Source organism: Embleya sp. NPDC059213 (genome assembly GCF_042754445.1).
Lineage (GTDB): Bacteria > Actinomycetota > Actinomycetes > Streptomycetales > Streptomycetaceae > Embleya.
Genome location: NZ_JBHZAV010000225.1, coordinates 1 through 13,679, shown reverse-complemented (window position 1 = coordinate 13,679; position 13,679 = coordinate 1). Strand labels below are relative to the sequence as shown.

The following is a 13,679-nucleotide window of genomic DNA, read 5'->3' as shown; positions in this document are numbered from 1 at the left end:
GTGCGAGGCCCTCCAGTGCCTCCTCTGCGACGCCTCCGTCGGCGGCGAACGGTGTGACGAGCGGTACGTGAACCCCGTGCAGGGGTGGAAGCCGATGCATGCCCATCAGCGTGACCCGCACCTTTCGTTCAGGTCCAGTTCACATTGATAAATCCGAGCGTAAGCTGAGCTGATGCTCGATGTCCGTCGCCTGCGCCTGCTGCGCGAACTCTCGCTGCGCGGCACGATCGCCGCCGTCGCCGAGGCGCTCGCCTTCACCCCGTCCGCCGTCTCCCAGCAACTGGCCACCCTCGAACGCGAGGCGGGCGTGCCCCTGCTGGAGCGCACGGGCCGGCGGGTCACCCTCACCCCCGCCGGCCGCAACCTGGTCCGGCACGCCGAGGCCGTCCTGGCCCACCTGGAGCAGGCGGCGGCCGAACTGGCCGACACACGCCGCGGCCTGGCGGGCCCGCTGCGGATCGGCACCTTCCCCACCGCGACCCGAACCATCGTCCCGACGGTGCTGGCCGATCTCGGCGAGCGGCACCCGGGCCTGGAGCCGATGGTGCTGGAGATCGATCCGGCCGGCGTCGCGGACGCGCTGCGCGCGGGCGAGCTGGATGTGGCGCTGATCCACGAGTACGACTTCGTCCCGCCGACGGACGAACCGGGCCTGGCCGTGCGGCCGTTGTGCGTCGAGGCGATGTATCTCGCCTCGACGGCACCGGCGCCGCCGCCCGGGGCGGTCGCGTCGGTGCCGGCACACTGGCGCGACTCGCCCTGGATCACCGCGACTTCGGGCACGATGTGCCACGCGATGACGATCCGGGCCTGTCAGGCCGCCGGGTTCACCCCGCGGGTACACCACCAGGTGGACGACTTCGCCACCGTGCTGACCCTGGTCGCGGCCGGCCGGGGCGTCGCCATCGTCCCGCAACTCGGGATCACCGACCCGCCGCCCGAGGTGCACCTGACCCGCCTGCCGATCCGGCGCCGCACCCGAATCGCCTTCCGCGACGGCGCCGCGGCCCACCCCGCGGTGGTCGCGGCCGTCGAAGCCCTGCGCACAGCCGTACCCGGCACGCTCGCCCGGGCATCGTGGCCCGCGCCCGACGAGCCGCACCCACGCGCGTGAACCTGCCCGAGCGAACGCGTGTCGCGAGCGGGGACACGGCGGGCGCGGGCGACCCTGTGACCCACCGGCCGCACCGGGCGGCGATCGCGAGGAGGTCGAGGCCATGCTCGTTCTCGGGCATTCGCAGGTCGAGGCGCTGCTCGAACTCGACGCGTTGATCGACGCCCTGGCCCCGGCGATGGCGGACCTGAGTGCGGGTCGCGCCTCGGCACCGGACCGGGTCGCCGCGCTGGTACCCGAACGGGACGCGTTCCTGGCGGCCATGCCGGGTCGGGTGCCCTCCGCCGGAGTGCTGATGAGCAAGCTGGTCTCCCTCTTCCCACACAACGCGGGCACCGCGCTGCCCACCCATCAGGCCCTGATCGTGGTGTTCGACCCGGCCACCGGGGAGCCCGCGGCGCTGCTGGACGGCACGGCGGTCACCGCGTGGCGGACCGGCGCCTGTTCGGCGTTGTCGGCACGGCTGTTGGCCCGCGAGGACGCGACGGTGCTCGCGATCGTGGGCACCGGGGTGCAGGCCCGCTCGCACGCTCTCGCGATGTGCCGGGTCCGCCCGATCCGGCAGATCCGGGTGGCCGGCCGCGATCCGGCCAAGGCGGCGGCGTTGGCCGGCGAACTGTCGTCGCTGCTGGACGCCGAGGTACGACCCGCAGCCGACTACGCCGACGCGATCGCCGGTGCCGACATCGTGGCGGCGGCCACCCACTGCCTCGAACCCGTGGTGCGCCGCGCGTGGTTGGCGCCCGGCACGCATGTCACCTCGGTCGGCTTCAACCCGGCCGGCCGCGAACTCGACGACGCCACCATCGCCGACGCGCTGGTGTGTGTCGAGTCGCGACAGGCCGCGTTGGCGCCGTTTCCCACCGGCAGCAACGACCTGCTGACGCCGATCCGGGACGGCGTGATCACCGCCGGGCACGTGCATGCCGAACTGGGCGAACTCGTCGCCGGCACCCGCCCAGGACGCACCTCGCCGGAACAGCTCACCGTGTACAAGTCGGTCGGCGTCGCGGTGCAGGACGCGGTGGCCGCCGCGCTGGTGGTCGACGCCGCCCGCCAACGGGCGATCGGCGTCGAAATCGCCATGGCGTAGCGGCCCGACGGCCCGGCGCCGCGACCGCGGGACGCGCCGAGGTGCGCGGACCCGGCGGGTGTGTGGCACGCTCCGTTCGAGCGCGTCGAAACGATCACCGAACCGTCGGGGGTCGCGCGTGGGACCGAGTTGTGGGGCATGCCATGAATGACGGTACGCGGACCATCCGTTGGGGAATCCTGGCCACCGGCGGCATCGCCGCCGAGTTCACCAAGGCGCTGCAGAGCCTGCCGAACACGGAGGTCGTCGCGGTTGGTTCGCGCAGCCTGGAGAGCGCGAAGGCGTTCGCCGAGCGGTTCGGCATACCCCGCGCCCACGGCAGTTGGGCCGAACTCGCCGCGGACGACGACGTCGACGTCGTCTACGTGGCCACCCCGCACGCGGCGCACCGGGTCGCGGCCGGGCTGTGTCTGGAGGCGGGCCGGGCGGTGTTGTGCGAGAAGGCGTTCACCCTCGACGCGCGCGAGGCCCTGGAACTGGTGGAACTGGCCCGGCAGCGCGGGCTGTTCCTGATGGAGGCGATGTGGACGTACTGTCACCCGCTGATCCGCCGGCTGCGCGAGCTGATCGCCGCCGGCGAGATCGGCGAGATCCGGAGCGTCTCGGCGGCGTTCGGCTTCGCCGGGGAGTTCCCGCCCGAGCATCGGTTGCGCGACCCCGCGCAGGGTGGCGGTGCGCTGCTCGACCTGGGCGTCTATCCGGTGTCCCTCGCCCAGTTGTTGCTCGGTGAGCCCGACGCGATCCGGGCCTGGGCGCATCTGACCCCCGAGGGCGTGGACGACAACACCGGGATCGTGCTGGGCTGGCACAACGGCGCCGTGGCCACCCTGGGTTGCACGTTCACCGCGCACACCGACGCCCCCGCGACGATTACCGGCAGCAGGGGCCGGATCGAATTCGCCGAGGGCTTCTTCTACCCCGACCGCTTCGTCGTCCACCGGCCGGGCCGGGAGCCGCGGACGGTCCTGCTCGCCGAGGTCACCGCCGATCCCGAACGCGGCACCATGCGGCACGAGGCCGCCGAGGTGAACCGCTGTCTGCGCGTCGGCGAGACCGAGTCGCCGCTGGTCCCGCTCGCCGGCACCCTCGCGGTGATGCGCACCCTGGACACCGTCCGCGAACAGATCGGCGTCCGCTACCCGAGCGTGCGCTGAATCAGCCCACCCGGCCGGCGCGGCCGGCCACCCGTACAGCCACCGGTGTGTCACGCGGCGCAGCCGGCCCCATGCCCTTCCCACGCAGTTCGCGGCAAGTTAAGGCGTCCGTCGCCGATATGCCGGAACCTTTTGCGCAGGAGGGTGTGCGTTGCCCGACCCCCTGAGACAAAGGACTGGTCACCTTGCGAACGCATTGGCGTGGAAGAGTCCGACTCGTCGCCGTCGCCCTGTCCGTGACGGCCTTCGGGTTGTCCGGCTCACCGGCATCCGCACAGGCCCCGACGCAGGAGTCGGCGGCCCAGGCAGCACCCACGGTGCGCATCAACGAGGTCGAGTCGAACGGCGGTTCGCCCGGCGACTGGGTCGAGGTGGTCAACACCGGTACCACGGCGGTCGACCTGTCCGGCTGGGTCGTCAAGGACAACGACAACTCGCACTCGTACACCGTCGCCGCCGGCACCTCGCTGGCGGCGGGCGGGCATCTGGCGCTGGACGTCGACTCCTCGTTCGGGTTGGGCAGTTCCGACTCGGCCCGGCTGTTCCGGGCCGGCGGCTCCACGCTGGTGGACTCCTACTCGTGGACCGCGCACGCGAGCACCACGTACGGCCGCTGCGCGGACGGCACCGGCGCGTTCACCACGACCACCGCACCGACCAAGGGCGCGGCGAACGCGTGCGGGCAGTCGTCCGGGAGCACTTGGCCCGGCGGCTCCGGCGTCACCGTCGCCGACGCCTCGAACGTGTTCGGCGAGAACCTCAGCGGTCTGTCCTTCCAGAGCCCCGGCGTGTTGTGGGCGGTGCGCAACGGCCCGAGCCGGCTCTACCGGCTGGTGCCCAACGGCGCGACGTGGCGCCCGGATCCGTCCGGTGGTTGGGCTTCGGGCAAGGCGTTGAACTACGCCAACGGCTCCGGCGACCCGGACGCGGAGGGCGTGAGCTTCAGCCCCGACGGGCTGTACGTGGCGACCGAACGCGACAACGACAACGACGGTGTCAGCCTGCCGAAGATCCTGCGCTACGACGCCGCCGGCACGGCCGGCTCGCTGAACGCGACCGCCGAATGGAATCTCACCGCCGATCTGCCCGCGGTGGCGGCCAACAGCGGTCTGGAGGGCATCTCCTGGATCCCGGACACGTTCCTCACCGCACACGGCTTCCGGGACGAACACACCGGCGCCGCCTACGACCCGGCCGCCTACCCGGGCCACGGCAGCGGCCTGGTCTTCGCCGGCCTGGAGGCCAACGGCACGGTGTACGCCTACGCGTTGAACCAGAGCGGCGGCGGATACACCCGGGTCGCCACCTTCACGAGCGGCTTCCCGGCGGTGATGGACCTCGAATTCGAGCCCGCCACCGGCCACTTGTGGGCCTCGTGCGACGACACCTGCCAGGGTCGGAGCGCCGTGCTCGACATCGACGCGCAGGGCCGGTTCACCGTGACCGCCCGGTACGACCGCCCGACCGGCATGCCCGACTACAACAACGAGGGCTTCGCCATCGCGCCACAGGCCGCCTGTGTCGCGGGCGTCAAGCCGGTCGTGTGGGCGGACGACGGCAACGACGGCGGCCACGCCCTTCGCGCCGGCACCCTCGCCTGCACTCCGTAACCGACCGGCACCGAGCCGGCCACGCGGGACGGGCACCCTCTCGGGGGTGCCCGTCCCCTTGCCGCGCCCGGCGCCGACCGACCCCGACCGCGCGGACCCACACCCCCGTGGCGGGCCCGCCTCGTCCGGACCCGACGGCGACCCGCCGCGCGAGTACGCCGCCGGCCGCTACCTGTCGCCATCCACCGTGTGGGTGTGCTTCACCAGGGCGTTCGCGTGGCCGTGACCGAGACCGTGCTCGGTCTTGAGCCAGGCGACCAGTTCCATGTGCTTGGTCAGCGGCGAGGATCGGATGACGTCCAGCCATTCCGAGACGGGTCGGCCGTACTTCTTCTCGATCGAAGGGAAGTAGGCGGCTGGGCCGTTGGCAACGTCGCTCATCGGGTCTCGTCCTCTCGGTGGCCGGTGACAGGGTCTGCGATCCCGGTGGATCACCGGGGTCGCCCGGTCCCTGTCGTCCTTCTCGCGGATATGACCGCCGCGACCCGCGCGACTCATCGGTACCGGGATGAGATCCGGGTCACATGCCTGCCGGCCGCCTCATCCGACGTCGAACCACTCCTTGCCGGCCGCCCAGTGCGCCACCCACCCGGCGAATCCCGGGGCGCCGGAGGTGAATCCGAATTCGGCGCCGAAGGGCGTCGCGCCCTCGCCGCAGATGTTCCAGAGGTGTCCCCGGTGCGGCCCGGTGACGACGAGGTGCCAATACATGCCGCATCCGTCGGTGCCGAGCACGATCGTTCCGTGGTCGAAAACCTGCTCCAGGATCGGCTCGGTCTCCTCTTCGGGCCTGGGGTCGTCGTCCCACAACCACTGCGAGGTGAGCGGAAAGGGCTTGCCCGGATCGCGTTCCGGCCGACCGGCGCCCCAATCGGAGGGCATCTCCGCGAGCCCGAGCAGGCCGAACTCCGGCGGCCCGGCCGACGACCCGTCGGTGATCTCGGCGACGAGGCTGCGATAGGGCTCGGGCAACACGACACCGTGCTCCGCCTCGAAGGCGTGCACCGCCGGCCATCCCAGTGCCGGCTTCGCCGAGCCGTCGGGATCGAACGCGGCGCGGAGCGCGGCCAGGACGTCGGGATCGGCGTGATCGATGTTCATCCGGCATCGATACCACTCGGTCGGCACCGGGTCCACCATCGGGTCACCACTCGGTCGCACCGCCGTTTCGACCGTGCTCCGATCCGTTTGGGCTCCACCGCCGGCCCCGTCCGGACCGCGGTCGTCCGCGAGGTGCCGGCGGGTGACATCTCACATAGTTTGTGACCGTTAGTGACAATCGATCACCGAGCGAAATGGTGCGCCGTCATGGCCGACAAGCCGACTGTTGTTCTCGTGCACGGGTTCTGGGGCGGGGCCGCCCACTGGGCGAAGGTCGTCGTCGAATTGCGCGATCGGGGCTTCGGTTCGTTGTTCGCGGTGGAGAATCCGTTGACGTCGCTGGCCGACGACGCCGAGCGCACCCGCAAGATGGTCCGGCAGGTGAACGGGCCGGTGCTGCTGGTGGGTCACTCCTACGGCGGTGCGGTCATCACCGAGATGGGCGATCTGCCCAATGTCACCGGGCTGGTCTACATCGCCGCGTTCGCTCCCGACGCGGGCGAGAGCCCCGGTCAGCTCAGCCAGGAGATGCCACCGGCCGCGTTCGACAACCTCGCTCCCGATTCGGACGGCTTCCTGTGGATCAAGCAGGACAAGTTCCGGGAGAGCTTCTGCCAGGACCTGTCCGAGGACGAGGCACTGGTCATGGCGGTCACCCAGAAGGCTCCCCTGGCCTCGACGTTCGGTGACACCGTGACCGCGCCGGCCTGGCGCGCCAAGCCGACCTGGTCCCAGGTGTCGGCGCAGGACCGGATGATCGATCCGAACAACGAGCGGCGCATGGCCGAACGCATGCAGCCGCGCAAGGTCATCGAACTCGCCACCGGCCACGCCTCGTTGGCCTCGCAGCCGCTCCGGGTCGTCGACCTGATCGAGACCGCGGCCGGTGACGTCCCCGGCTGACCCCCGTCGAGTCCTCCCGCGCGACCCGGCTCAGCCCGAGTCGACGGTGAGGGCGTGGGTGGCCGCCGCCGCGATCGACGCCGCCAGGCCCGGCTGGTCCGGCGCGGGCAGCAGCGCGTCGCGCGGCGTGCCCTCGATCAACGCGTGCACCGCGGCGACCCGGGCGAGCGCGGTGATCGACCGCCGGGTCGTGGTGGCCGCCGTGAGCAGTCCGGGCAGCGCGTGCAACGGGCGCGGGCCGGTGGTGGCCGCCGCGAACCGCGGCGGTGCCTCGGGCCGGGCCCGCAGGACCGGGACACCCTCCGGCGGCGTGGCCAGTCCGGTGAGGTCGACGATCAGGTCGGCCTCGGCGGCGACCACCCCCAACGTGCCGGCTCCGGGACCGAAGGGGTCGAACAGGGTCAGGTCGGCGATGCCGGAGGCGATCAGCAACCCGGTCAGGTCCCCGCCCCGCGCCGGATCCACCAGCACCACGCGCCCGCTCAGCGGGTTGACCCCCCGGTTGACCAGCGCGTTGACCGTCGCGGCGGCGATGGCCACGGCGAGGCCGTCGTTGAGCGTGTCGAGCAGGAGCACCGGCGGCGTGGGGCCGAGGATGGTCCGGGTGGTCGACACGTGTTCGGGGCGGGTGTGAACGAGCACGACGGCGGCGAAACCGGGGGCGAGCAGCCGGACCGCCTGGGCGATGTCCTCGACCTGCGGCGTGGCGATGGGCAGCGGGAAGACGTCGAGCCCGGTGGCCCTGCGCAGGTGTACGGCCTGGGATTCGAGCGCGGGCAGCGCGGCGTCGGCGGGCAGCGCGTCGAAGTCCAGGACGGCGCTGGCGTCGCTGATCAACGCGACGCGGTGCCGTCGTCCGGTGTAGTGATCGGTCTGATCGGGGTGTGCGGCCAGGTGCGAGACGACCCGGCGGTCGGCGTCGGCGTCGAGCAGGGCGATGTCGTGACCGGTGGTGGTCGCCGCGCACACCCGCAGGGTCAACTTGCCGGTGGAGGCGGCGGCGAACACCGGGTCCTGGGTATGCAGCAGGTCGGCGCCCAGGCGCCGGGCCAGCGTCCGGGTGAGCCAGGCGAGCGTGCCGGGGCCGTCCGCGTCCAGGGTGATCCGACACGTGCCCATCGCGTCCGGCTCGTCGAGGCGACTGGCCACGGTGCCGGGTGCTTCGGCGAGTACGGTCGCGACCAGGCCGGCGGCGCCCGGCGGCACGTGGATGCGAAGGCTGTAGGCCGGATTGGTCGCGGGCCTGGATCCGGGCAGGTCGCGATTCACGGAGCGGCTCGGGGGGTGGTCGCGCGCAGGTCCTCGAGCAGTCCCATCCGGTCGGTGAGCAGGCCGGTCAGGATCCGGCGGGCGACCGCGAGCAGGTCGGCCACCTGGGGGCTGGTGAGCGTGTAGTAGACACTCGAACCCTCCCGACGGCTGACCGCCACCAGGTTCGCCCGGCGCAGCACGGCCAACTGCTGGGACAGCCGCGTCGCCTCGATGCCGACCTCGGGCAACATTTCGGCGACCGCGTACTCGCGTTCGCTGAGCAACTCCAGCACCCGGATCCGGGCCGGGTGGCCGAGCGTCTTGAAGAACTCGGCCTTGAGTTCGTACAGCGGGGTGCTCACCGCTCCACGTCCCTCCGATCGCGCCGCGCCCGGTCGGCACGGATTGAGCAATTGCAGACTTTAGCAACTCGCGCTCCGAGTGATCGACCACGGGGGCGAGCGCGCCGCCCGCCGGCCCGCCCGAGCGCACGCACGCACGCACGCCTGCACGCCCAAGCACCCGGGCGCCTCGCGGGCCCGGTGGGCGCGCCGCCGCGTCACCGCGTCGCTCCGCTCAGTCGCGCGCGCGGTGCTGCGGCAGGGTGCCGGCGAAGACCGCCGCCTGGACGCGGCGTTCGAAGCCCAGCTTGTGCAGCATGGTCGACACGTAGTTCTTGACGGTCTTCTCCGCGAGATGCATGCGCTCGGCGATCTGCCGGTTGGTCAGGCCCTCCGCGACCAGGTCGAAAATGCGGCGTTCCTGGTCGGAGAGCAAGGCGACCCGGGGATCCTCGCCCGATCCGGTCCGCACCCGTTCGAGCACCTTCGCGGTGACCGCCGGATCGAGCAGCGACCGGCCGGCGGCGATCTCCCGTACCGCGCGCACCAGTTCGCTGCCCCTGATCTGCTTGAGCACATAGCCGGCCGCGCCGGCCATGATCGCGGAGAACAAGGCGTCCTCGTCGTCGTACGAGGTCAGGATCAACGCGTTGATCTCCGGGAAGGACGAGCGCACCGCACGGCAGACGTCGACCCCGCTGCCGTCGGGCAGTCGCCCGTCCAGGATGGCCACGTGCGGGCGCAGTGCCGGGATGCGCCGGATCGCCTCCTGCGCGGACGCCGACTCGCCGACCACCTCGATGTCGGGCTCGGCCCCGAGCAGGTCGGCCAGCCCGCGCCGGACGATCTCGTGGTCGTCCAGCAGGAACACCCGGATGGTGCCGCCCGGTTGCCCGCTCGCGGTTTGTGGCACGGGCATGCCCGCGGCGCCCGGATCACGCGGCAGCCGTACTCCGGCGGCGGCTTCGGTGGTGCGGCCGGCTTCCATGCTGTGCTCCCCGGGAGTTGCGGACGCGACACACCCGGTCGGGTCGGCGCGCCCTCAGTCTCACACCCGGCGACCGCACGGAACAGGGCCGGAAGTCCCGAATGACCGGGGCCCGTCGGGGCACGGTGCACGCCGATCGGCCCGTCCGCGACGACGGGCCGCCGCCCCGCGGCGGTGGCCGGCGAGTCGGCGTTTGACACCATGGGCCTCGGAAATGTCCCGATGAATCACCGAGGTCTTGGAGGGGTTGTGGCGTCGCACGAGCGACCCGCGCTGCCGCGCATGCGCCTGGACGAGCTGTTGGACGAGCTGCAGGCGCACGTGGAGGCGGTCCGCGCGACCCGGGATCGGGTGGGCGGACTGTTGGAGGCCGTGCTGTCGGTGGGCAGCGACCTGGACCTGGAGACCGTGCTGCGCCGGATCGTCGAATCCGCCACCACCCTGGTCGACGCCGAGTACGGCGCCCTGGGCGTGATCGGCGACGAGGAACGACTGGCCCGGTTCCTGCCGGTGGGCATGGACGCCGACACGATCCTGGGTATCGGCCCCTTCCCCACCGGGCGCGGCATCCTCGGCCTGATCATCCGCGACCCGCACCCGCTGCGCCTGCACGACCTCACCGAACACGCCGACTCCTTCGGCTTCCCACCCGGTCACCCGCCGATGAACACCTTCGTGGGCGTACCGATCCGCATCCGCGACACCGTCTTCGGCAACCTGTACCTGACCGAGAAACGCGGCGGCACCGACTTCGACGAGGACGACGAGGCGGTCCTGCGCACCCTCGCCGCCGCGGCCGGCGTCGCGATCGACAACGCCCGCCTGTACGACGACGTGCGCCGTCGCGAACACTGGCTCACCGCAAGCTCGGAACTCACCCGCAGCCTGCTCTCCGGCGACGACCCCGCGGACGTGCTGCGCTCGTTCACCGCGACCGTCCGGGAGATGGCCGAGGCCGACCTGGTCACCCTGGCCGTTCCGGTCCCGGGCACGCCCGACCTGGTCGTCGAGGCCGCCGAAGGGGTCGCCGCCGACCGGGTCCGAGGACTCGTCCTGTCCGGCGAAGGCACCCTGCTGGGCAAGGTGTTCAACTCCGGCGAGACGACCGTCACCGCCGACCTCGGCCGGCACCCGGGCGTGGTGGTCGCCACCGCGACGGGCGTCGACCTCGGCTCGGCCTTCCTGCTGCCGCTGGGCACTCCCGAACGCATCCGCGGCGTGCTCCTGGTCGCCAACCGCACCGACCGGCCGCAGTTGTCGGACGCCGTCGTGCGCATGGTGACCGGCTTCGCCGATCACGCCGCGCTCGCCCTGGAGATCGCCGAGCGGCGCCGCGACGCCGAACTGCTGACCGTCTTCCAGGACCGCGACCGGATCGCCCGCGACCTGCACGACCTGGCCATCCAACGCCTGTTCGCCACCGGCATGACGCTGCAGAGCGCCACCCGCTTCATCGATCACCCCGAAGCCCTCGAACGGGTCGAGACCGCCGTCGACGCACTCGACGACACCATCAAGGTGATCCGTTCCACCATCTTCTCCCTCAAGGCCCGCGACCGGGAGACCGGCGCCGGCCTGCGCTCCCGCTGTCTGCGCGAAGTCGACGCGGCCGGCCCGGTCCTGGGCTTCTCGGCGACGCTGCGGGTGGACGGGCTGCTGGACACCCGGGTACCGGAACCGACCGCCGACCACGTCGTCGCCGTCCTGCGCGAGGCACTCGCCAACGCCGCCCGCCACGCGCACGCCGGCCGCGTCGACGTTCACGTCGAGGCCGACGCCGAGCAGGTGCGGGTACGGGTGCGCGACGACGGCGTCGGCCCGCCGGCCGACCGCACCCGCGACAGCGGCCTGGCCAACCTTCGCGAACGTGCCGAAACCCTGGGCGGCACCTGCTCGTTCGGGCCGGCCCCGGACGCCGGCTCGCTGCTGGACTGGCGGGTACCCCTGGACTGACCGGGGCGGGGCGCGGTCGTCGGCCGCGCCGCGTGGCCGGCGGTCGGGCGGGCTCGGTGGATTCGACACCCGGGCACCCGGGGTACGCGGTGGGTGCTCCTCGACGCCGAGCAGGCCCACCGGCTCACTCGGAGCGGGACCTCCGGCCCTGGGCCCGGTCCGCCCGACCACCGAGACTGATCACAGGTCGGCCCACCGGGGCCGCCGAGCACACCGAAGGGATCCGCCGTGAACCAGGCAGCCGAATCCACCGGTTCGACCTCCCAGTCGACTCCCCCGCGCGGGCACGTCGTCGTCGGTTTCGACGGCTCGCCCGGCGCGGAGCGGGCCGTGGACCTGGCGGCGGACGAGGCGCTGCGCCGGCACACCACCCTGGAGGTGCTGCACGCGCTCGAATGGGTCGAACTCGGGCACGCCGACGACCACTTCGGCCAACAACTGCGCGAGGAAGCACGCCACATCGTCGAGCGTGGCGCGGAACGTGCCCGGCTGCGCCACCCCGAGCTGTCCATCCGTTCCACCGTCGAATTCGCCAACGCCATGGACGCCTTGGAGGCCGCGAGCGACCGCGCCGCCCTGCTCGTGGTCGGCAGCCGGGGCCTGGGCGGCTTCGCCGGCCTGCTGCTCGGCTCGGTCAGCCTGCCCGTCTCGGCCGCGGCCCGCTGCCCGCTGCTGGTCGTGCACCCCGATCACGACACCAGCGGCACGGACGCCGCGAAGCCGATCGTGGTCGGCGTGTCCGACGACGACTGCGCCGCCGCGCTGGAGGCCGCCTTCGCCCGGGCCCAGTCCCAGGGCCTCCCGCTGCGGGCCCTGCACGTGTGGCGCTACCCGGCGATGATGGCGGGCAGCGCCGGGTACGCCCCGGCCCTGTACGACTGGCGCGAGGTGGCCCACGCCACCGTGACCACCGCGCTCGCGCCGCTGCGCGGGAAGTATCCGGACGTCACCGTCGTCGAGGACGTCGCCCTCGACACCCCGGCGCACGCCCTGGTCGGCGCGAGCGCCCACGCGACGCTGGTCGTGCTGGCCGCCCACCGCAAGACCGGCCGGTTCGGTCCCAACCTGGGCCGCGTCACGCACGCCGTCCTGCACCACTCCGAGGCGCCCGTCCTCCTCGTCCCGGTGACCGGTTGATCACCCGCTGAGCACGGGCCGGCGGCGGCTTCCTTCCGGTTGCCGAGGGGGGTATCCGAGATGCGATGATTCGAACATATGAACGATATCGCCGATGCCACGCCGTCCTGGGAGCTGCCCAGCCGGTTCGACGTCGCGCGCCAAAAGGCCCGGCACGGCACCCAGGCCCCGCCGGACGGGGGGCCCGAGCCGGCCGGGCCGGCCCGGCCCGATGCGCGCACGGTGGAAGCGCTGTACGAGGTCTGCCCACCCGGCTACCGCAACCACGAGGTGCTGCGCCGATACCCGGCGCTGCTGGTACGCCTGGCCCGGCACCACCTCCTGGCCGAGCTGGCCGAGCTCCGCCAGGGCTACTCCGACCTGCGCCGAGAGCTCAGGGACCAGGTCCCCGTGCACGTCATCCCGCAGGCCCTGGCGACCTACCGGCGGGAGGCGGCGGAAATCCACCGCGCGCTCGAACGAGTCGCCGCCATCGAACGGAGCCTGCCCCCGCCGCCACGACCCGGGCGAACCCGGACCCCCTGACCGAACACCGTCGCACCACGGGGCGGCGCCGGTCGGGCCTCGCAGGGCGTCGACCGGATCGAAAGATTGGCCTAGACCTTTCCATCGATTGGCATGGACCCGTCCGACTCCACCCGACTAGCATTCGAGCGGCATCGCACCATCTCCGAAGCCATCTGACAACTTGTCAAATGCCTTCCGAATCAAAGGAGTTGGCACGTGAAGAAACGTATCGCACTGCTCGTCGCGGGCGCCGCCGCCGTCCTGCTTCCCCTGGCCACGGCGACGAGCGCCGCCGCAGCCGGCGAGTTCCACGTGCGCGGTGTGTACTACACGCAGTCCGCGTGTCACGCGGCGGGCGTGGCGGGCTACGAACTGTGGGGCCCGAGCTTCTTCTGCTCCAACGGCCCCCAGGGCCTGATCTACCTCTACACGCACTGACCGGCCGATCGACCGGCACCCACCGCGCCCCGCCCACCGACGACCGTCGGCGGGGGGGGCGCGGGCCCGCGCGGGCGCGCGCCCCCCCC

General features: G+C 72.5%; 14 protein-coding genes. 9 read left to right on the top strand and 5 right to left on the bottom strand.

Annotation, left to right across the window (positions count from 1 at the left end; genetic code table 11):
• Positions 1–172: 172 nt before the first annotated feature.
• The 4 genes from ACFXMF_RS42205 (at position 173) to ACFXMF_RS42190 (ending at position 4,971) form a co-directional block, all read left to right on the top strand.
• Positions 173–1,114, top strand: a complete 942-nt coding sequence (locus tag ACFXMF_RS42205) for a LysR substrate-binding domain-containing protein (protein WP_360312422.1) — start codon at positions 173–175, stop codon at positions 1,112–1,114.
• A gap of 103 nt (positions 1,115–1,217) precedes the next feature.
• Positions 1,218–2,207, top strand: coding sequence for an ornithine cyclodeaminase family protein (locus ACFXMF_RS42200; protein ID WP_379990857.1), 990 nt, complete (start codon positions 1,218–1,220; stop codon positions 2,205–2,207).
• A 143-nt stretch (positions 2,208–2,350) separates the two neighbouring features.
• A complete protein-coding gene (locus tag ACFXMF_RS42195) occupies positions 2,351–3,361 on the top strand; it encodes a Gfo/Idh/MocA family oxidoreductase (RefSeq protein ID WP_360312426.1) in 1,011 nt (336 codons plus the stop codon).
• Positions 3,362–3,546: 185 nt separating this feature from the next.
• A complete protein-coding gene (locus ACFXMF_RS42190) occupies positions 3,547–4,971 on the top strand; it encodes a lamin tail domain-containing protein (protein ID WP_380021122.1) in 1,425 nt (474 codons plus the stop codon).
• Positions 4,972–5,139: 168 nt separating this feature from the next.
• On the opposite strand, the gene ACFXMF_RS42185 is transcribed toward ACFXMF_RS42190, so the two are convergent.
• Together ACFXMF_RS42185 and ACFXMF_RS42180 are read right to left on the bottom strand one after the other, a co-directional pair.
• The gene (locus ACFXMF_RS42185) at positions 5,140–5,352 is read right to left on the bottom strand and encodes a DUF4287 domain-containing protein (RefSeq protein WP_360312430.1); all 213 of its coding nucleotides are present in this window, start codon (positions 5,350–5,352) and stop codon (positions 5,140–5,142) included.
• A 159-nt stretch (positions 5,353–5,511) separates the two neighbouring features.
• Positions 5,512–6,072, bottom strand: coding sequence for an SMI1/KNR4 family protein (locus ACFXMF_RS42180; RefSeq protein ID WP_379990860.1), 561 nt, complete (start codon positions 6,070–6,072; stop codon positions 5,512–5,514).
• 207 nt (positions 6,073–6,279) lie between these two features.
• Between ACFXMF_RS42180 and ACFXMF_RS42175 the strand changes: the two genes are divergently transcribed.
• Positions 6,280–6,975 carry an alpha/beta hydrolase gene (locus tag ACFXMF_RS42175; protein ID WP_380021120.1) on the top strand — a complete coding sequence of 232 codons (696 nt, stop codon included), beginning with the start codon at positions 6,280–6,282 and terminating at the stop codon, positions 6,973–6,975.
• A gap of 30 nt (positions 6,976–7,005) precedes the next feature.
• Here ACFXMF_RS42175 and ACFXMF_RS42170 read toward each other — a convergent pair whose 3' ends face one another.
• From ACFXMF_RS42170 to ACFXMF_RS42160, 3 genes are all read right to left on the bottom strand, one after another.
• A complete protein-coding gene (locus tag ACFXMF_RS42170) occupies positions 7,006–8,244 on the bottom strand; it encodes a malic enzyme-like protein (protein ID WP_360312436.1) in 1,239 nt (412 codons plus the stop codon).
• Entirely contained in the window at positions 8,241–8,588 is a 348-nt protein-coding gene (locus ACFXMF_RS42165; RefSeq protein WP_360312438.1) for a metalloregulator ArsR/SmtB family transcription factor, read from the bottom strand. Before ACFXMF_RS42165 ends, ACFXMF_RS42170 begins: the two co-directional genes overlap by 4 nt.
• 214 nt (positions 8,589–8,802) lie before the next feature.
• Positions 8,803–9,555 (bottom strand): response regulator, encoded by a 753-nt coding sequence (locus ACFXMF_RS42160; protein WP_379990862.1) that lies wholly within the window; start codon positions 9,553–9,555, stop codon positions 8,803–8,805.
• A 282-nt stretch (positions 9,556–9,837) separates the two neighbouring features.
• Between ACFXMF_RS42160 and ACFXMF_RS42155 the strand changes: the two genes are divergently transcribed.
• The 4 genes from ACFXMF_RS42155 (at position 9,838) to ACFXMF_RS42140 (ending at position 13,590) form a co-directional block, all read left to right on the top strand.
• Positions 9,838–11,508, top strand: coding sequence for a GAF domain-containing protein (locus ACFXMF_RS42155; RefSeq protein ID WP_379990865.1), 1,671 nt, complete (start codon positions 9,838–9,840; stop codon positions 11,506–11,508).
• Positions 11,509–11,736: 228 nt separating this feature from the next.
• On the top strand, positions 11,737–12,645 hold the full coding sequence (locus ACFXMF_RS42150; protein WP_360312444.1) for a universal stress protein: 909 nt from the start codon (positions 11,737–11,739) through the stop codon (positions 12,643–12,645).
• 78 nt (positions 12,646–12,723) lie between these two features.
• Positions 12,724–13,170 (top strand): hypothetical protein, encoded by a 447-nt coding sequence (locus ACFXMF_RS42145; RefSeq protein ID WP_379990864.1) that lies wholly within the window; start codon positions 12,724–12,726, stop codon positions 13,168–13,170.
• A 198-nt stretch (positions 13,171–13,368) separates the two neighbouring features.
• Positions 13,369–13,590 (top strand): hypothetical protein, encoded by a 222-nt coding sequence (locus ACFXMF_RS42140; protein WP_360312448.1) that lies wholly within the window; start codon positions 13,369–13,371, stop codon positions 13,588–13,590.
• The last annotated feature ends 89 nt before the right edge of the window (positions 13,591–13,679 follow it).

Excerpts from the sequence above, each read along its gene's own strand:
- ACFXMF_RS42205 (WP_360312422.1), top strand. The coding sequence starts at position 173 with ATGCTCGATGTCCGTCGCCTGCGCCTGCTGCGCGAACTCTCGCTGCGC.
- ACFXMF_RS42200 (WP_379990857.1), top strand. The coding sequence starts at position 1,218 with ATGCTCGTTCTCGGGCATTCGCAGGTCGAGGCGCTGCTCGAACTCGAC.
- ACFXMF_RS42195 (WP_360312426.1), top strand. The coding sequence starts at position 2,351 with ATGAATGACGGTACGCGGACCATCCGTTGGGGAATCCTGGCCACCGGC.
- ACFXMF_RS42185 (WP_360312430.1), bottom strand. The coding sequence starts at position 5,352 with ATGAGCGACGTTGCCAACGGCCCAGCCGCCTACTTCCCTTCGATCGAG.
- ACFXMF_RS42180 (WP_379990860.1), bottom strand. The coding sequence starts at position 6,072 with ATGAACATCGATCACGCCGATCCCGACGTCCTGGCCGCGCTCCGCGCC.
- ACFXMF_RS42175 (WP_380021120.1), top strand. The coding sequence starts at position 6,280 with ATGGCCGACAAGCCGACTGTTGTTCTCGTGCACGGGTTCTGGGGCGGG.
- ACFXMF_RS42160 (WP_379990862.1), bottom strand. The coding sequence starts at position 9,555 with ATGGAAGCCGGCCGCACCACCGAAGCCGCCGCCGGAGTACGGCTGCCG.
- ACFXMF_RS42155 (WP_379990865.1), top strand. The coding sequence starts at position 9,838 with ATGCGCCTGGACGAGCTGTTGGACGAGCTGCAGGCGCACGTGGAGGCG.
- ACFXMF_RS42145 (WP_379990864.1), top strand. The coding sequence starts at position 12,724 with ATGAACGATATCGCCGATGCCACGCCGTCCTGGGAGCTGCCCAGCCGG.